This is a genomic window from Rhizomicrobium sp. (assembly GCA_037200985.1).
GTDB lineage: Bacteria > Pseudomonadota > Alphaproteobacteria > Micropepsales > Micropepsaceae > Rhizomicrobium.
Genome location: JBBCGJ010000001.1, coordinates 3289761 through 3302092, shown reverse-complemented (window position 1 = coordinate 3302092; position 12332 = coordinate 3289761). Strand labels below are relative to the sequence as shown.

Here is a 12332-nt window from a genome sequence, read left to right as displayed (position 1 = left end):
GGCCTCCGGCATGGATCAGGCTACAGCGATTTGCAGAAAACTAGTTGCCTTCGCTCGCAAGTCGAAGCTCGCGGGCGCGCGTCAGGATGGCGTCTTCGAGCTTGGTGGCGGTGTCGCTGGCGACCTGGGCATCGGCCCAGCCGTCGGCGCCCCTGACCTGGCGGAACACCGCGACCTTCAGCCCGTCGGCCCGCAGCTTGCGGTCCAGGATATAGACGGTGACCTTCATGCGCTCATTGGGAACTTGCGAGGCGGAGTACCAGTCGGTGATCACCACGCCGCCGAACGGATCGGCGGAGGCCAGCGGGATGAAGGACAGCGTGTCCAGCGTGGCATGCCACAGATAGGAATTGACGCCCAGGGTCCGCGCGCCGGTGCCGGAGGAGATGGAGGTCGCGCCGGTGCCGACATCGGGCATCGTATTGTCCGAGCTGCAACCCGCCAGGGCGAGGGCCAGAGCGCACGCTATCAACACTCGGTGGGGCAGAAATCGCATTGGGCCGCTTTCGTTGTCTGGAACGCCTGGACGGCGTTTCCTCGCGCGTCCCCCCTAGGTCCGCGCTTATAGATGGCCGTTTTCGACCGCGCAACCGGACCCATTCCGGGCGGTTAAGAACACCGGCTTGACCGGCGCGCGCGCAAGTTGGCGTTGACTGCAGCGGGGATGTGCTATGAGCAACAAAAAGGTCGGGATCGCTTGGGCATGAGATTATCGCTATTGGCCGGATCGGCCCTGTCGCTGGCCCTGGCCGCGCCCGCGCACGCCGCGTGGGACGATTGGAGCCTGTCGCCGCTCACCGGCTCGCTGGGCAACCTCAACTATAATGTCGGCGGCCAGGTCTATGGCAGCGCGTTCGACGCCGACCAGCCCGGGACCTTCTCCAAGACCGACGGCACCGGCGCCGCCACGCTCTACACCAGCGTGCAGCGCGATTACGACAGCGGGTTGTCGCTGGGGCTCAAGGGGCAGTTCGAGCTCTATCACGACAAGCTGTCGGGCGATAATTACGGCAGCGATTTCCTCGCCAAGCTCTACGGCACGGCCCAGACGGGCCTGGGGCGGATCGATGTGGGCATGGCCGACGGCGCGGCCTATGCGCTCTCGATCACCGGGCCGACCGTCAATCCCGAAGTGACGATCGACAATCCCAACGCGACCTTCTTCCGCGATCCCTCGACCGGCGGCGCGGCGTTCATCAACGTCTTCGCGCTGAACAGCGCGGTCGAATCCTCGCTGAACTACGCCAAGATCTCCTACTACACGCCCCGGCTGTTCGGCGTGCAGATCGCCGTCTCCTTCACGCCGTCGGAAGGCAAGGACATCCTGCCCTTCGTCAACAACGGGCCGAATGTGATGGACCGCCAGAAAAGCATGTGGGAAGGCGCGGTCAACTATTCGGACAGTTTCGGGCCGATCACGCTCGGTCTCTATGCCGGCGTCACCGTCGCCCATGGCGACCGCAAGACGCCGGGCCATGCCGGCCTGACCGACTGGGCCGTCGGCAGCGAGGCCGATTGGAATATCGACGACGACACCAAGCTCGCGGTCGGCGGCGCCTTCCGCCAAGCCAATACCTATACCTTCGACATCAACGACGCGCTGGCGACGGGCGCGACGCAGAGCCTGCATCTGAGCGCGGTGGTGACGCGGGGTTCCTGGTCGCTCGGCGGCGAGTTCGGCAATGGCGGCGCCGACGGTTCGCCCCTGCTTGGCCTGCCGACGCTGGGGCTGCATGCCTATGTGGTGGACGCGGCCTATGCGGTGAATTCGAACCTGCAGATTTCGGGCGGCTGGCAGAAGTACAATTACGCGCGCAGCAGCGGCACGTTCTACAACGGCGCCCCCCGCATCGCGATGGACGCGGTCTTCCTGCACGCCGTGGTGAACATCTGACGTTCCTCCCCCGTGTTTACGGGGGAGGTGCCGAGCAAAGCGAGGCGGAGGGGGCCAGCGCCTCCACCGCCGCGATCCCCGCGAACCCGCTCAGAAGCGCCGCGTTGCGCGGCGCGATCCCGCCGAGGGCATAGACCGGCACGCGCGCCGACCGCGCGATGAGATTGGCGCGGACGGCGCCCAGCGCGGCGCGATCCGGATGCGATCGCGTCGGGAAGATAGGCGAGAGAAAAAGAAGGTCCACCGCCGCCTGCAGCGCGCGCGGCGCATGGGCCGAGGCCGTGATGAGCCATGCCGGATGCCGGGCGCGCCAATGGCCGGCCTCGCGGGCACGCGCCTGCGGCAGGTGAAGGCCGTCGGCGCCGAGCCGCGCCGCGAGCGCCGGATCGTCGGCGATCAGCACGAAGAGATCGCGGCGACGCGCCAGCGCGATCAGCGCGCGCCCCAGTTCGCCGCGGCGCGCCGCGTCGCGCGCGCGCACGATCGCCATCGCGCCCCTGGGCAGCGCGGCGGCGGCGGCCAGCGGATCGGGCAGGCGCTCGTCGTCGGTCATCAGCACCAGCGGCGGCAACCGGCCCGCCATGCGGTGCATTGCGTTGAGGCGCGCGGCGGCGCTTGCTAGCCTCCGTCTCGAAAGCGCATCGCTCACATGACCCCCGAACAGATCAACGAGAACCTCGAAGCCATCATTGCGCGCATCGAGGCGGCGCGAAAGGCAGCCGTCGCGCCGGCGCCGTCGACCACGCTGGTCGCGGTCAGCAAGGGCCATGGCGCCGAGGCGATCCAGCCGGCGCTGATCGCCGGCCAGCGCGTGTTCGGCGAGAACCGGGTGCAGGAAGCGGCGGCCAAATGGACGCCGGTCCGCGTCGAATATGACGATCTCGAACTGCACCTGATCGGACCCTTGCAGACCAACAAGGCGCGCGACGCGGTGATGCTGTTCGACGCCATCCACACGCTCGACCGCGCGCGGCTGGCCGATGCCCTGCGCGCCGAGATGGACAAGACGGGCCGCAACCCCTTCCTGTTCGTGCAGGTGAACACCGGAGAGGAGCCGCAGAAGGCCGGCGTGGCGCCGCGCGAGGCCGATGCGCTGATCGCCCACGCCAAATCGCTCGGCCTGCCGCTCAAGGGGCTGATGTGCATTCCGCCGGCCGGCGAGGCGCCGGCGCCGCATTTCGCGCTGCTGGCGAAGCTCGCACGCGACCACGACCTGCCGCTCCTGAGCATGGGCATGAGCGAGGATTTCGAGATCGCCATCCGCTTCGGCGCCACCCATGTCCGCGTCGGCAGCGCCATCTTCGGCGAACGCATCAGGGCACAAGTGTAATTGTCATGCCCGCGAAGGCGGGCATCCAGAGTCGCAGGCTGGATGCCCGCCTTCGCGGGCACGACAATCGGGATTGTCAGGGACGAACCACAACAAGATCTCCCGGCTTGAGGATTGCCACGACGTCTTGCAGATCCTCCCGCGCCAGCGCGACACAGCCTTCCGTCGGTCCCCGATCGGGCCGCGCGACATGCAGGAAGATCGCGCTGCCCTTGCCCGGCGCCACCGGATTGTCGTTGAAGCCGAGCACGAGGATGAGATCGTAGAGACCGTCGCCGCGCCACAGCGCTTCGTTGCTCGCGGGATAGGGGCGCGTCACCGGCATGTTGTAGGCCGGGTCGGCGGGCGCGTCGCACCAGCCGTCCTGCGGCGCGATCGGCGCAACCGGCAGCGCGGTTGCCGGCGCGGCGATCCTGTCGGCGCGATAAAGCACGCGGCGCACGGCGAACGCACCGAGCGGCGTGATGCCGTCGCCCTCGCATTGCTTGACGCCGATGCCGGCGCGGCCGATGGCGGCGCGGCGCGGACCCTTGCCCCAATCGACCAGGGCTTGCCGGCCGTGAGGCCGCACGATGACGTTCATTGCCCGACAGTAGCGCGAACCGCGGGCTGCGGAACGGCACCCGGCGCGACGTTGAGGGAGCGGCGATAGGCCAGCGCCGCGCGCGTCGCGGTATCGGGGCCGACAGCGTTGCGCGACAGGGCGGTGAGCAGCGCGTCCTGGCCCGGCACCATGAGGGTGTCCAACGCGGCGGGCGCGACATTGCCGGGCGCCGGCAGCGCCGGCGCGGTGGAGGCGACCGGCGTCGCCGTCGTGTCGACCGGCGGCGCGGCGGCGCGCGCCAGGCCCGTGGGCGCTGCGTCGGACGGCGAGAACGCGTCCTCGACGGCGGCCAGGACCGTGTCGCCGAAATTCTTGCCCGTGACCTTCTCGAACATCGAATCGGCGAGCGAGCCGGCGAAGCCGAGGAAGCCGCCATAGAGCGCATCGCCCGCGATCTTGGGAAAGGTCTTGATCCGGTCGCCGGTGATGGCGCGATAGAGCGTGCCGACCACCGGCAGATGCTGCAGCGGATTGACGATGTCGAGCAGGTCGTCGAACGAAAAGCCGCCTTCGTCGCCGGACGCGGTCGCGGCAGCCGGCGCCGGGCCGGCGGCAATCGGATTGACCGCATGCATGGAGTAGTCGGCGAACGTCATGTCCGGGCCACCGCAAGACGCGCGCCAACCGGGACGCGGCGGAATGGCTGGGTTTTCGCGGCCGGCGCCCGGCAGGAATTGCCGCGCGGACCCGTCCGCTAGACCTCGATCTCCGCCACCACCGGCACGTGGTCCGAGGCCTTCTGCCAGCCGCGCATCTTGGTCACGATGGCCTGGCTCTTGAGCCCGCCCTTCAGCGCCGGGCTGATCCAGATGTGGTCGAGGCGCCGGCCGCGATTGCTGGTCAGCCAGTCCGCGGCGCGATAGCTCCACCAGGAATAGCTCTTCTCGTCATGCGGCACGAACTCCCGCGTCACGTCGGTCCATTCGAACGCCGCCTTCGCCTCGCCGAGCAGGTTGGTCTCGACCGGCGTGTGGCTGACGACGTCCAGAAGCTGCTTGTGGCTCCAGACGTCGTGCTCCAGCGGCGCCACGTTCAGGTCGCCGACCAGGATCGCCGCCGCGCCGGCGCGGTCGCTCCGCCGCGCGAAGTCGCGTTCCATCGCCCGCAGGAAGTCGAGCTTGTGCGCGAATTTCGGATTGACGTCGGGGTCGGGCACATCGGCGCCGGCCGGCACGTAGAAATCATGGATCTCCACGCCGTTCTGAAGCGTCACGCACATGTGCCGCGCATGGCCTTCGCGGCAGAAGCCCAGGACCTCGGTCTTCTTGAACGGTATCTTCGAGAGCACGGCGACGCCGTGATAGCCTTTCTGCCCGTTGATCGCCTGATGGACATAGCCGAGCTGCGCGAAGGGCTTTGCCGGGAACAGCCCGTTCTCGACCTTGGTCTCCTGCAGCGCCATGACATCGGGCTGATGCTCGCGCAGGAAGCGCGCCAGCAGGGGCGCGCGCAGGCGGACGGAGTTGATATTCCAGGTGGCGATCTTCACGGGGACTCGCGGGCAAGGGGACAGCGACAGGTGACGGTTCGAGCTGCGGAAAACAAGAGCCCCGCCCGTCCGTCCCCAGGCGCCGGCAGACGGGCCTAGTGTGACCTATGAAATAGTGGCCTTCCAACTATGACAGCCGCGCATGGCTTTGCGCTGCACTGCACAATAAATGTTGTTTTTCAATATCTTATGCCTGAAAAACAGACCTCTGAACGCTGAATAATATTCATTTCATTTATTGAACTTCAAGGAACGCCGCCTATATCGGTCGTGTCGGCAAGGGCCGGCAACGAATTTCGAAGCGGCGATACGGGGCGAAACCCACGGCGCCCAACCAACTGGAGGCAGTCATGACCAACGCAACCTATCGCACCCCCGCCCAGCATTCCGCCGTCGGCGGTGCCGTCGCCAGCCTGTTCTCGGTCGCCATCCTGGCGATGGCCGGCGTCGTGGCGTTCACCGCGTTCCTGAACGTTTAGGATCCGGTCAAGAGCTTCGCCGGCGCGCTCTCTCTCCCCCCGAGCGGCGTTCCGGCAAGCGGCCAGCGGGCCTTCGGCGATACCCCAATGCCGTCGAACAAGCTCAGCTGGCCATGTTCCACCCCCGCCCAGGCGACCATCGCGGCATTGTCCGTGCACAGCCTGGGCGGGGGTATTTTTGTCTGAAAGCCTTCGCGCGACGCGAGCCCGCCGAGCGCCGCGCGGATCGCCCCGTTCGAGGCCACGCCGCCCGCCAGCACCAGGGCCGGCGCCGCGGCGTCCGGGAAATCGCTCCGGAAGCGCAGCATGGCCGCCGCGGTCCGGTCGGTCAGGATATCGACCACCGCCGCTTGGAACGACGCCGCCAGCCCGGCCGCGTCGACCGGTCCCGCATCGGCGATCAGCCTGACCGCCGTTTTCAACCCCGAGAATGAAAAGTCCGCCCCCGCCCGTCCGCGCATCGGCCGCGGCAGGGCATAGGCCTTGGGGTTGCCGCCCGCCGCGAGCTGTTCGATGCGCGGCCCGCCGGGATAGGCGAGGCCCAGCAGCTTGGCGACCTTGTCGAACGCCTCGCCCACCGCATCGTCGATCGTCGTGCCGTAGAGCCGAAACCGGCCGACGCCCTCGACCCCCAGAAGCTGGCAATGGCCGCCCGAGATCAGCAGCAGCAGGAAGGGAAATTCCACCCCCTCGGTCAGCCGCGCGGTCAGGGCATGCGCCTCCAGGTGATTGACCGCGACCAGCGGCTTGCCCGCCGCCAGCGCCAGCGCCTTGGCGGTCGTCAGCCCGACCATCACCCCGCCGATCAGCCCCGGCCCCGCGGTTGCCGCCACCGCGTCGAGCTCGCCGAGGCGCACGCCCGCCGCCGCAAGCGCCTCTTCCACGATGGCGTCGATCCGCTCGATATGCGCCCTGGCCGCGATCTCGGGCACCACGCCGCCGTAAGGCCGGTGCGCCTCGAGCTGGCTGAACACGATGTTGGACAGGATCGTCCCCGGCCCGGGGCCATGCCCGCGCACCACGGCGGCGGCCGTTTCGTCGCAGCTCGTCTCGATGCCCAGAACCGTCAGATCGCGCAAAGCGTTTGCACTCTTGATACCGTCGCGCGCCGTCTCTAGACCGTTTGCTCCCATGCCGCAAAACCGCACCCTTCGCCTTGGAACCCGCGGCTCGAAGCTCGCCCTGGTCCAGGCCAATATGGTGCGCGACCTTCTGATCGCGAACGGTGCGGCCTGCGAGATCGCGATCCTGAAAACCTCCGGCGACCGCATCCAGGACAAGAGCCTCGCCGATGCCGGCGGCAAGGGCCTCTTCGTGAAAGAGCTCGAAGACGCGCTCCTGAACGAGGAGATCGACCTCGCCGTCCATTCGATGAAGGACGTGCCGACCCTGCTGCCGCCCGGCCTTGCGCTCGGCGCCTTCCTCGAACGCGAGGATCCGAGCGAGGCCTTCCTCTCGGGCAAGGCGGCGACGCTGGCCGACCTGCCGCAAGGGGCGCGTCTCGGAACCTCTTCGGTGCGCCGCCGCGCCCAGGCGCTGCGCGCCCGCCCCGATCTCGACGTCGTGCTGCTGCGCGGCAATGTCGACACGCGGCTGCGCAAACTCGACGACGGCGAGATGGATGCGATCTTCCTGGCGCTCGCCGGCCTCAAGCGGCTCGGCCTCGCCGCGCGCGCGACGCAGGTGCTCGATCCGCTCGATTGGCTGCCGTCGCTGGGGCAGGGCGTCGTCGGCATCGAGATCCGCGAGACCGACACCCATGCCCGCGAGATCGTCGGCCTGTTGAATCACGAGCCCACCGAATTCGCGCTGACCTGCGAGCGTGCGTTCCAGGCGGCGCTGGACGGCTCCTGCCGCACGCCGATCGCCGGCCTCGCGACGCTCGACCGCGCGGCGCTCGCTTTCGCCGGCGAAGTGCTGGCGCCGGACGGCAGCGCCTTCGATGCCGCGTCTTTCACGGTCGTGCTCGGCCACAACCCGCGCGCCGAAGCCGAAGATGCCGGCCGCGAAGCCGGCGAAGCCCTCAAGCCCCGCGTCGCGCAATGGCTGGCGCTGTAGCGATGATCCTCCTGCTGCAAAATTATTTCTGTCATGCCCGAGACGGCGGGCATCCAGCGACCGGGCGGCTGCTCTGGATTCCCGCTTGCGCGGGAATGACAGGGTGAGCGGGTGCGCGTCCTCGTCACACGCCCCGCCGACGATGCCGAAGAAACCGCCGCGCTCCTGCGCGCGCGCGGCCACGAACCGCTCGTCGCGCCGCTCCTGAGCGTGCGCTATCGCGACGGCCATCCGCTGTATCTGGACGGCGTGCAGGCGATCCTCGCCACCAGCGCCAATGGCGTGCGCGCCTTCGCCCGGCGCACCTCGCGCCGCGATCTCCCCGTCTTCGCCGTCGGTGCGCAGACCGCCGAGGCGGCGCGCGCCGCCGGTTTCGCCGAAGTCCGCAACGCCGACGGCAATGCGCAAGCGCTGGCCGCCGCCGTGCGCGGCTGGGCGAAGCCGCAGGACGGGGTGCTGCTCCACGCCGCGGGCGCCGAGGCCGAAGGCCGCCTTGCGGACGCGCTGCGCTCCGCCGGGTTCACCGTGCGCACCGAGATTCTCTACGATGTGCCGGCTCTTGAACGGTTCCCGGAAGCCGCCCGCGCCGCGCTGCACGGCGGCGAGATCGACGCCGTCCTGCTCTTCTCCGCCCGCAGCGCCGGGGCCTTCGCCGCCTGCGTCGCCGAAGCCGGCCTGAAGCCGGCCTGCGCTTGCCTCGTCGCCTGCTGCATCAGCGAAGCCGCCGCCAGGCCGCTCGCCGGACTGACATTCCATGACATCCGCATCGCCGGACATCCGAACCAGGCGGCGCTCTTGGACCTGATAAAAGATTCTCCTTCGCCGCCTTAGCGGGGCGGAGGAAGGTCGCTTGGTTCGCTGTTGTCCGCACGCCATACTTGCCCCATGAGCGCCGCCGATTCCTCCGGTCCGCACACCGCGCATGCCGTGCATCCGCCGCCGCGGCGTTTCGCCGGCGCGGGGCTGATCGCGGCCCTGCTCATCCTCGCCGTCGTCGTCGCCGGCTGTTTTCTGTTCTGGCAGATGGATCGGGCCAAGCCGCCGCCCGCGACGCAGAGCGAAGTCGCGCTGCTGCGCGAACGTCTCGCCGCCGACGAGGCCCGCCTCGCCGCGCTGGAGAAACCCGACGACGGTGCCAAGACCGCGCTCGCGCAGAGCCGGAGCGATCTGGCGGCGCTCGCCGACCGCGTCGGCAAGCTCGAAACCACGCCCGATCCGCAGGCCGCGGCCCGGCTCGATGCCTCCGACCGTCGCCTCGCCGATCTCGATCTGCGGCTCGCCACGCTCGAACGCGGCACGGCCGGCGCCGATCTCGTCCAGCGCCTCACCGACTTGCAGGCGGAGCAGGCGGCGCTTGCCGCCCGCATCGCCCATCTCGAAAGTCTCGACGCCTCGGTCACGCTGAAACGCGCCGCCGCCGCGCTCGCGCTGGCCAATCTGGTGCGCGGCAGCGCCACCGCCTCCGCCTTCACGGCCGAGCTTGCCGCCTTCGCCGCCCTGATGCCTGGCACGCCGGAGGCCGCCGATCTCGCGGCGATAGCGCCGCATGGCGCGCCGACCGAAGCTCTGCTGGCCGCCCGCTTCCCCGCCGCCGCCGCACAGGCGCTGGCCGCCGAACGCGCCGCGGGCGCCAGGACCTGGCTCGGCCGGCTCTGGGCGAATATCGGCAATCTCGTCGTGGTGCGCCGCATCGGCGAGCGTCCGGGCCGGGACAGCGACGCCGTGCTGGCCCGTGCCGGCGCGCGGCTGAACGGCGGCGATCTCGACGGCGCCATCGCAGAGCTGGACGGCCTCGCCGGCGCCGCCCGCGCAAGCATCGGGCCCTGGCTCCACGATGCGCGGGCGCGCGCCGCCATCGCGCGCGACACCGCCGGCCTTGCCCGCCGCATGGCGGCGCTGCTGGCCGCGCCGTGATCCGCCTTGTCGGCATCCTCATCGCCGCCGCGCTGATCGCCATCGGCATCGTGTGGATCGCCGACCGCCAGGGCGAACTCGTCTTCATCCTCGACGCCTATGAAATCCATATGCGCGCGGCAGTCGCCATCGCGCTCGCGGTGCTCTTCACCCTCGCGGCCATCGTTCTGGCGCGCCTGATCGCGGCCGTCATCAGCGGCCCGGGCGCCATCGGCGCCTGGTTCAACGCCCGGCGCATGCGGCGCGGCAACGATGCGCTCAGCCAGGGCCTCATCGCCATCGCGTCGGGCGACGCGGCCGAGGCGCGCCGCCACGCCGAACGCGCCCGCGGCATCCTCGGCACGCATCCGCTCGCCCTGCTGCTGCAATCGCAGAGCGCGCTGGCCGACGGCGACGCCACGGCGCAGCGTCGCGCCTATCGCGCCATGCTGCAGCACGAGCAGACGGAGTTCCTGGGTCTGCGCGGCCTCTTCCTGCTGGCGGCGCGCGACGGCGAGCCCGACCAGGCGCTGGCCTTCGCCGAGCGCGCGCATGCCTTGCGGCCGCGCGTGGCCTGGGCCGCGAACGCGCTGTTCGAGCTGAAGGCTGCGCGCGGCGACTGGAGCGATGCGCGCAAGGTGCTGGAGGATATCGCGCGCTTCAATCTGCTGGACGGTCCGGTCCTGCGCCGCCGCCGCGCCGTGCTGCTTGCCGCCGAAGCGTTGGACGCCGACCGCCGCGGCGATTCCGAAACCGCGCTTGCGCGCGCCGAAGAGGCACTGGCGCTCGAACCGGGCCTTGCGCCCGTCGCGATGCTGGCGGCGAGGAAGCTGGCCGGTGCCGGCAAGCTGTGGCGTGCGCAGGGCGTGGTGGAAGCCTGCTGGGCGGCGTCGCCGCATCCCGACCTCGCCGCGGTCTATGCCGCGATGAAGCCCGAGGAGAGCAATGCGCAGCGCGTCGCGCGCCTCGTCGGGCTCGCGCATCTGAACCGCGATCATTTCGAGAGCCGGCTTCTGGAATGCGAGGAAGCGGTGCTGACTGCGAACTGGTCCGAGGCGCGGCGTCTCCTGGCGCCGCTCGCGAACGATGCCGCCAGCGCGCGCGTCTGCGCCCTGATGGCGGAGATCGAGGAAGGCGAGCGCGGCGACGCGACGCTCGCCCACGCCTGGCTCGCCCGCGCCGCGTGGGCGCCGCGCGACGCCGAATGGCGCTGCCGTTCCTGCGGCATGGCGCAGGCCGAATGGTCGGCCGTCTGCGCCCATTGCTCGAAATTCGACACGCTGGCGTGGTCCGCGGCCGGCGCGGCACGCGCCGAGCTTCTGCCCGCCTCCTCCGATCCCCTGCCGCGCAAGCTCCCGAGCCCGAAACGCCCCGCCGCGACGATCGTTTCGCTGCCGCGTCCGCCCGACGATCCCGGCCCGGGCGGGATGGAGTATTGACTCTGTCCACCCTCCCTCGAGGGCAGGGTAGGATAGATGCGACGCTTCAAAGCGTTCTACACTTGCGCATCAATCCCGGAGCTGTCCATGCGTGTGTTCACCGGTATCGTCGCCATCTTCCTCGTGCTGTTCGGCGTCCTGCTCTACGTCTACAGCGCCCCGGACATCCCGCGCGCCGCGCTGGAAGCGAAATACGCGACGCCGCCCTCGCAATTCGTCGCATTGAACTATCCCTCGACCTTGCCCGCCCCGTCGTCCGGGCAATCCGCGTCCGCGATGCCTACCGCCCGCGCCCATTACCGCATCCGCGGCGCCGCCGACGCGCCGGTGCTTCTTCTCCTGCACGGCTCCAACGCTTCGCTGTTCACCTGGGAGCCCTGGTCGCAGACCCTGTCCGACCAGTTCCGCGTCGTCTCGGTCGATCTGCCCGGCCACGGCCTTACCGGCGCGACCGCCAATGGCGATTACAGCCCCGCCGGCATGGTGAACTTCGTCGCCGCCTTCGCCGACAAGCTCGGCCTCAAGCGTTTCGCGCTGGCCGGCAATTCCATGGGCGGCGGCGTCGCGGCCCGCTTCGCGGAGGTCCATCCCGATCGCGTCAGCGCGCTCATCCTGGTCGATGCCGGCGGCCTGCCGTCGCCGCGCGGCGACCGTCCGCCGATCGCCTTCTGGCTGCTGCGCCAGACCTGGCTGACGCCCGTCCTCGGCCATCTCGATCCCAAGCCGCTGGTGCGCGAGGGCCTGGCCGACGCCATCGTCCGCAAGAAGATCCTGACCGAACAGATGATCGACCAATATGCCGATTTCGCGCGGATGGAAGGCTCGCGCCCGGCAACCGCCCAGCGCTTCACGCAGTTTTCGCCGGCCGACGCGGCCTTCGTGAAGGACCATATCGGCGCCCTGACCATGCCGGTCCTGATCCTCTGGGGCGAGCAGGACCACCTGATCCCCGTCTCGGTGGCGGCCGCCTGGCACGACGCGATCCCCGGCTCCAAGGTCATCGTCTATGCCGAGACCGGCCATATCCCGATGGAAGAGCTCGCCGATCAGACCGCCCTGGACGTGCGCAAATTCCTCGGCGGCCCCGTCCGGATGGTGCCGGGAGCGCCCGTCCGGCATCGCCGGGCCCATGCCTGAGCGCGGCTG

Annotated in this window: 14 protein-coding genes; 8 read left to right on the top strand and 6 right to left on the bottom strand. The window is 69.7% G+C overall.

Features of this window, described 5'->3' with window-relative positions:
- Positions 1 to 40: 40 nt before the first annotated feature.
- Entirely contained in the window at positions 41 to 418 is a 378-nt protein-coding gene (locus WDN01_16110) for a DUF3576 domain-containing protein (protein MEJ0027550.1), read from the bottom strand.
- 285 nt (positions 419 to 703) lie between these two features.
- On the opposite strand from WDN01_16110, the gene WDN01_16105 reads away from it, so the two are divergent.
- Entirely contained in the window at positions 704 to 1894 is a 1191-nt protein-coding gene (locus tag WDN01_16105; protein ID MEJ0027549.1) for a hypothetical protein, read from the top strand.
- Between the two features lie 16 nt (positions 1895 to 1910).
- Here WDN01_16105 and WDN01_16100 read toward each other — a convergent pair whose 3' ends face one another.
- The gene (locus tag WDN01_16100; protein MEJ0027548.1) at positions 1911 to 2477 is read right to left on the bottom strand and encodes a thiamine phosphate synthase; all 567 of its coding nucleotides are present in this window, start codon (positions 2475 to 2477) and stop codon (positions 1911 to 1913) included.
- Between the two features lie 66 nt (positions 2478 to 2543).
- On the opposite strand from WDN01_16100, the gene WDN01_16095 reads away from it, so the two are divergent.
- Entirely contained in the window at positions 2544 to 3224 is a 681-nt protein-coding gene (locus tag WDN01_16095) for a YggS family pyridoxal phosphate-dependent enzyme (protein MEJ0027547.1), read from the top strand.
- Positions 3225 to 3300: 76 nt separating this feature from the next.
- On the opposite strand, the gene WDN01_16090 is transcribed toward WDN01_16095, so the two are convergent.
- The 3 genes from WDN01_16090 to WDN01_16080 all read right to left on the bottom strand — a co-directional run bounded on the left by WDN01_16090 (position 3301) and on the right by WDN01_16080 (position 5317).
- Positions 3301 to 3807, bottom strand: coding sequence for a L,D-transpeptidase family protein (locus WDN01_16090; protein ID MEJ0027546.1), 507 nt, complete (start codon positions 3805 to 3807; stop codon positions 3301 to 3303).
- Entirely contained in the window at positions 3804 to 4424 is a 621-nt protein-coding gene (locus WDN01_16085; protein ID MEJ0027545.1) for a hypothetical protein, read from the bottom strand. The genes WDN01_16090 and WDN01_16085 overlap by 4 nt, the downstream gene beginning before the upstream one ends.
- A gap of 98 nt (positions 4425 to 4522) precedes the next feature.
- Positions 4523 to 5317: an exodeoxyribonuclease III gene (locus tag WDN01_16080; protein MEJ0027544.1), complete on the bottom strand. Its 795-nt coding sequence runs from the start codon at positions 5315 to 5317 to the stop codon at positions 4523 to 4525.
- A 350-nt stretch (positions 5318 to 5667) separates the two neighbouring features.
- On the opposite strand from WDN01_16080, the gene WDN01_16075 reads away from it, so the two are divergent.
- Complete coding sequence (locus WDN01_16075; GenBank protein MEJ0027543.1) at positions 5668 to 5796, top strand: hypothetical protein; 129 nt, start codon at positions 5668 to 5670, stop codon at positions 5794 to 5796.
- On the opposite strand, the gene tsaD is transcribed toward WDN01_16075, so the two are convergent.
- Positions 5793 to 6875, bottom strand: a complete 1083-nt coding sequence (gene tsaD, locus WDN01_16070) for a tRNA (adenosine(37)-N6)-threonylcarbamoyltransferase complex transferase subunit TsaD (protein ID MEJ0027542.1) — start codon at positions 6873 to 6875, stop codon at positions 5793 to 5795. The two genes, WDN01_16075 and tsaD, sit on opposite strands and share 4 nt — an antisense overlap.
- Positions 6876 to 6927: 52 nt before the next feature.
- Between tsaD and hemC the strand changes: the two genes are divergently transcribed.
- From hemC to WDN01_16045, 5 genes are all read left to right on the top strand, one after another.
- Complete coding sequence (gene hemC / locus WDN01_16065; protein ID MEJ0027541.1) at positions 6928 to 7854, top strand: hydroxymethylbilane synthase; 927 nt, start codon at positions 6928 to 6930, stop codon at positions 7852 to 7854.
- Between the two features lie 111 nt (positions 7855 to 7965).
- Positions 7966 to 8685 carry a uroporphyrinogen-III synthase gene (locus WDN01_16060; GenBank protein MEJ0027540.1) on the top strand — a complete coding sequence of 240 codons (720 nt, stop codon included), beginning with the start codon at positions 7966 to 7968 and terminating at the stop codon, positions 8683 to 8685.
- 54 nt (positions 8686 to 8739) lie between these two features.
- On the top strand, positions 8740 to 9768 hold the full coding sequence (locus WDN01_16055) for a mitofilin family membrane protein (protein ID MEJ0027539.1): 1029 nt from the start codon (positions 8740 to 8742) through the stop codon (positions 9766 to 9768).
- On the top strand, positions 9765 to 11186 hold the full coding sequence (locus WDN01_16050) for a heme biosynthesis HemY N-terminal domain-containing protein (GenBank protein ID MEJ0027538.1): 1422 nt from the start codon (positions 9765 to 9767) through the stop codon (positions 11184 to 11186). Before WDN01_16055 ends, WDN01_16050 begins: the two co-directional genes overlap by 4 nt.
- A gap of 87 nt (positions 11187 to 11273) precedes the next feature.
- Positions 11274 to 12323 (top strand): alpha/beta hydrolase, encoded by a 1050-nt coding sequence (locus WDN01_16045; protein ID MEJ0027537.1) that lies wholly within the window; start codon positions 11274 to 11276, stop codon positions 12321 to 12323.
- The last annotated feature ends 9 nt before the right edge of the window (positions 12324 to 12332 follow it).

What these genes read in the sequence shown, in the direction of transcription:
- WDN01_16110 (MEJ0027550.1), bottom strand. Translation starts at nt 418, where the DNA reads ATGCCCGATGTCGGCACCGGCGCGACCTCCATCTCCTCCGGCACCGGC.
- WDN01_16105 (MEJ0027549.1), top strand. Translation starts at nt 704, where the DNA reads ATGAGATTATCGCTATTGGCCGGATCGGCCCTGTCGCTGGCCCTGGCC.
- WDN01_16100 (MEJ0027548.1), bottom strand. Translation starts at nt 2,477, where the DNA reads ATGGCGGGCCGGTTGCCGCCGCTGGTGCTGATGACCGACGACGAGCGC.
- WDN01_16095 (MEJ0027547.1), top strand. Translation starts at nt 2,544, where the DNA reads ATGACCCCCGAACAGATCAACGAGAACCTCGAAGCCATCATTGCGCGC.
- WDN01_16090 (MEJ0027546.1), bottom strand. Translation starts at nt 3,807, where the DNA reads ATGAACGTCATCGTGCGGCCTCACGGCCGGCAAGCCCTGGTCGATTGG.
- WDN01_16085 (MEJ0027545.1), bottom strand. Translation starts at nt 4,424, where the DNA reads ATGACGTTCGCCGACTACTCCATGCATGCGGTCAATCCGATTGCCGCC.
- WDN01_16075 (MEJ0027543.1), top strand. Translation starts at nt 5,668, where the DNA reads ATGACCAACGCAACCTATCGCACCCCCGCCCAGCATTCCGCCGTCGGC.
- hemC (MEJ0027541.1), top strand. Translation starts at nt 6,928, where the DNA reads ATGCCGCAAAACCGCACCCTTCGCCTTGGAACCCGCGGCTCGAAGCTC.
- WDN01_16055 (MEJ0027539.1), top strand. Translation starts at nt 8,740, where the DNA reads ATGAGCGCCGCCGATTCCTCCGGTCCGCACACCGCGCATGCCGTGCAT.
- WDN01_16045 (MEJ0027537.1), top strand. Translation starts at nt 11,274, where the DNA reads ATGCGTGTGTTCACCGGTATCGTCGCCATCTTCCTCGTGCTGTTCGGC.